The organism is Streptomyces sp. rh34, assembly GCF_002551245.1.
Classification (GTDB): Bacteria; Actinomycetota; Actinomycetes; order Streptomycetales; family Streptomycetaceae; genus Streptomyces.
Genome location: NZ_NTGZ01000419.1, coordinates 1 through 3,752, shown reverse-complemented (window position 1 = coordinate 3,752; position 3,752 = coordinate 1). Strand labels below are relative to the sequence as shown.

At 77.0% G+C, this 3,752-nt stretch carries 3 protein-coding genes; all 3 read right to left on the bottom strand.

Going from position 1 to position 3,752, the window contains the following annotated elements:
• Positions 1 to 23: 23 nt before the first annotated feature.
• Positions 24 to 1,358 carry a nitroreductase gene (locus tag CR470_RS36485; RefSeq protein ID WP_257139043.1) on the bottom strand — a complete coding sequence of 445 codons (1,335 nt, stop codon included), beginning with the start codon at positions 1,356 to 1,358 and terminating at the stop codon, positions 24 to 26.
• Between the two features lie 14 nt (positions 1,359 to 1,372).
• Positions 1,373 to 2,740, bottom strand: coding sequence for a YcaO-like family protein (locus tag CR470_RS36480; RefSeq protein WP_097871934.1), 1,368 nt, complete (start codon positions 2,738 to 2,740; stop codon positions 1,373 to 1,375).
• Positions 2,737 to 3,752: CocE/NonD family hydrolase C-terminal non-catalytic domain-containing protein (locus CR470_RS36475; protein ID WP_306667838.1), on the bottom strand; the 1,016-nt coding region annotated here is incomplete at its 5' end. The genes CR470_RS36475 and CR470_RS36480, both read right to left, overlap by 4 nt.

The window sequence follows — 3,752 nt, the reverse complement described above, 5'->3', positions numbered from 1 at the left end:
GAGATGTGTATAAGAGACAGCCATCAGAGATGTGTATAAGAGACAGGCCAGGAGCCGATCGGCCGGGAGCGCAGGCCCAGCGCGGTGGCGTGGGCCTGAACCGCTCCGGCCGCGTACCCGGCGGCGAGGTGGCCGCTGCGGACAGCGGCCGGCGGGGCGTCCCCGGGGCAGCCGTGGGCGAGGAGCACCGCGCCCGCGCCGCCGATCCACTGCTGGCCCGCGGCCCAGCGGGCGAGGGTGGGACGCGCGTCCCCGGAGGCGCGGACGGCGAGGCCACGGCTGCCGGGGGCCTTCGCGTACAGGGCCGGGTCGTCATCACCGACGGCCACGGTCCAGGCGGGTCCGTCCGGCCGTGCTGTCCGCGCGGTGATCAGGAGCCGGACGAGCAGATCCTCGCCGGGCGGGTGGTGCAGGTCGTCGGGCGGGGCGCTCCGGCGCGTCTCCAGGGCCTCGTCGGTCACCGGTCCGGGGCGGGGAGCCGGGTGCCAGGTACCGCCGGGCCTTTCGAGGGCTCGGGCGATGTGGTGCAACAGGTGCCGTGTCGCCGCGAGTTCGCCGGGCGGGGCGGTCTCCGCGCCGGGTTGCGGCGACGGGGTTCCGGCGCGGGGCGGGCCGGCCCAGACGGCCAGTGTCCCGGGGACGTCGGTGGTCACACCGGCGGGGGTCAACCTGACTGACGCGAGGGGCAGTTCCGGTTCGGTGCCCGGCCATGCGTCTGGCCAGTCCGGAGCGGCGGGCAGTCCGGCGGCGGCGGAGAGAAGGGCGGCGTCCGCGTCGAGGCAGACCCGTACGTCGGCGGCCGGGGGCCCGGCCAGTGCCAGGGCCGCGGCGGCGTGGCCCGTGTCCAGCAGCAGGAGCGGCCAGGCCCGGTGGCCGTAGTGCGCGACCGTGCGGGACGCGGCCACGGTGAGGACGACGAGCACGCCCGGGGGCGCGTCGTCGGGGGCCGGGCCGCGTGGGTGGGCGCGGTGGGCGCGCGGGTCGTAGGCGTAGCGTCCGGGCGGCAGTGAGCACCCCGGCCCGATCAGGAGGTGCGCGCGCACCGGGTGCAGGGCTCCCGCCGAGGGGACGGGCCGCAGCCGGCCCGGTGTGCCGGCGGGTGCGGCCAGCGAGAGTCGCAAGACGCGGTCCAGGTCGATCGCGGCCCGGCTCCCGGTCCCCGAACCCGCCCCGGGCCGGGACGCGACCCCGGTCAACGGCAGCCCGGTCCCGCTCCAGGGGAACGGGCGCTCGGGCACGTAGGGGGCGAGGCCCGGCGCGCGCGAGGAGCGGACGTCCGCGAGGGCCCGGCGCAGGAGGCCGGACGCGGGGTGCGTCCCGGAATCGGGGGCGGCGGTCCGGGCCGAGGTGTCGGGCATGGCGGCGCGTTCCTTCACATGTGCGGGGGCGGGGCCAGGGTGAAGTCCCCTGGGGCGGCGGGCGGTCGGGTGCGCCAGCCCCGGGCGAGCGCGGCGTCCGCGAAGCGCGGGCAGCCGAAGTAGCCGAACGCCGCGGGTGCGTTGGGGATCAGTCCGGAGACCAGCACGCGCGCGACGCGCAGTCGTGTCTCGGCGACGTCCTCCGTGGTGAGGTCCGCGGTGATCACCCGGTGCCCCCCGGCGGCGAGCGCCGCGTCGAGCGCGCTACGGCTGCCGGGATCGATCGCGGTGACCGGGACCGTGCCGAGGGCGGGTTCGGTGAAGCGGCGGGCGAGCGGGGCCATCCGGTCGTCCAGCCAGACCTGGACATGAGCCCCGAGGTCCCGGACGGCGGCGAACTCGGGCCCGCAGTCGTCGAGATAGCGCCGGTCGGCACGGTGGTCGAGGTAGAGGCCGCGGGCGAGCATCCCGGCTTCGACCGCCCGGTACACCCAGCCGTCGGCGTCCACCGCGCCCTGGGTGAACACCCAGGTGTGCACGGCCTCCAGCACGGCCTTGCGGGCCGCCTCCGCCGGGTCGTACCGGCAGGCGAACCCGGCCGCGTGGATGCCGCGCCCGGGGTCGTGCACGAGGGCCGCCACGCAGGGGGCGAACTCGGAGGGCATCTCCACGATGTGCACGTCCAGCCCGCAGCCGGCCAGGTCCTCGGTGAGCCCGGGGACGGTCGCCGGGTCGATGCCCCGGGTGGGCCCGTCCAGGTGCCACCACAGCTCCAGGGCGTCCCGCTCGACGACTTCGAGGAGCCCGCGCTCGACGGCGTCGTCGAGGCCCTGCCCGGTGGCGATGCCCGCGTAGTTGAGGTGGTGGGTACGGGGCAGCGAACGCAGTTCGCCCTGGCGCCAGTTGAGGTGGGTCAGCGCGACGGGGGCCCAGCAGGGGCGACCGTCCTCGGTGGCCCGGGTCCACAGCGCCGGGGTGTCGGGGGCAAGTTCGGCGTACGGGAATCCCGGACGGCCCAACTGCCAGGGGGCGTACGTCGGCAGAGCGCCCGGGCCGTAGACGCGGTGGCCCTCGGCGGTCAGTTCGGCGGCGGTGGCCCGACGGGGTTCCTGGGCGTGGCCGGGCGGCGGGAGACGGTTGCCGCAGTAGCGCTCGACGGCCTCGGCCACCGCTGCGATCCACGCGCCTCGGGGGTCGCCGAACGTGGTGCCGAGCGAGACGCGGTCGGCGGGCCAGGCGCCGAGGCGGCGGGCGTCGGCGACGTCGGCGGTCATCGCGGTGTAGCGGGGCGGCGCACCGGTGGGGTGCTCGACGGGCGCGACGTCACGGATGATCCCGCTGACGGGATCGACGAGGGCTTCGATGGGCAGGACGCTGGTCAACGGCATATCTCCGGTGCGGGCTCGACGTAGCGGCGTCGGGCGACGACGGGCAGGTGGAGGGCGCTGCCCCGGGGGTTCACGGTGCGGCGGGACGGGGCGAGCCGGGTGGCGGTGACCGGGTCCTCCCCGGTGTGCGGGTTCCGGGCGTGGGCGGGAAAGTGGTGTCCGGCGATCTCCGCGCGCAACCGGGTCCCGGCGGGCAGCCGTCGGCCCAGCGTGCCGAGCGGCACGGTGATGTCGGCGGCCTCACCGGGCGGGCCCGTGCGCCGGACGATGCCGAAGGCGAGCGGATCCGCGCGGCCGGACGGGTCGAGGGCGGTCAGGCGTACGGCCCAGTCGGCACAGGGCGTGTCGGCCGTGACGTTGATCCGGGCGACGGCGGCTCCCGCCAGGTCGAGCGGGCGGGGCAGCGGCGGCGAGAGGAGCAGACAGCGGTCGGCGCGGTCGCCGTCGGCCGGGACGGCGAGGTCGTCGGAGCGTACGGGGCGGTCCGGGTCGGCGCTGAACTCGGCTCCGTGGAGCAGCCGTAGACCGGTGGGCGAGCCGAAGGCCCAGCGGAACTCCGCCTCCGGCCGGTCAGGCCGGTCCGCCTCCGCCGGTCCTGCCCGCCACTCCGGCCCCTCCTGCGGGGTGGCGTCGGGCGTACTCACCGGGCGGGGAGTGTCTCTGACCCGGGTGCTGTGCCAGCGACCGCTGTCGCCGAGGGCGATGACACCGTGCCGCGTCGGCTGCAGGCGCCCGGCGAGCGCCGCGCGGGCCCACCGTACGTACAGCGCACCGAGGTTGACGCGTGCGCGGGCCGGTGTGGCCGGGTCGGCGGTGAGGCGGTGGCCCCAGGGCCCGAGCAGCAGGCGGGACGGTCCGCCCCAGCCGCGCCACAGGGCCACGGTGTCGTCGGCGAACGGGTCACGGGTGCCGCCGACGGCGAGCAGCGGCAGGCGGACGGTGGAGCCCAGTGCGACCAGCCGGCCTCGCCCTCGGGCGGCCCAGAGCCTGTCTCTTATACACATGT

Excerpts from the sequence above, each read along its gene's own strand:
- CR470_RS36485 (WP_257139043.1), bottom strand. The coding sequence starts at position 1,358 with ATGCCCGACACCTCGGCCCGGACCGCCGCCCCCGATTCCGGGACGCAC.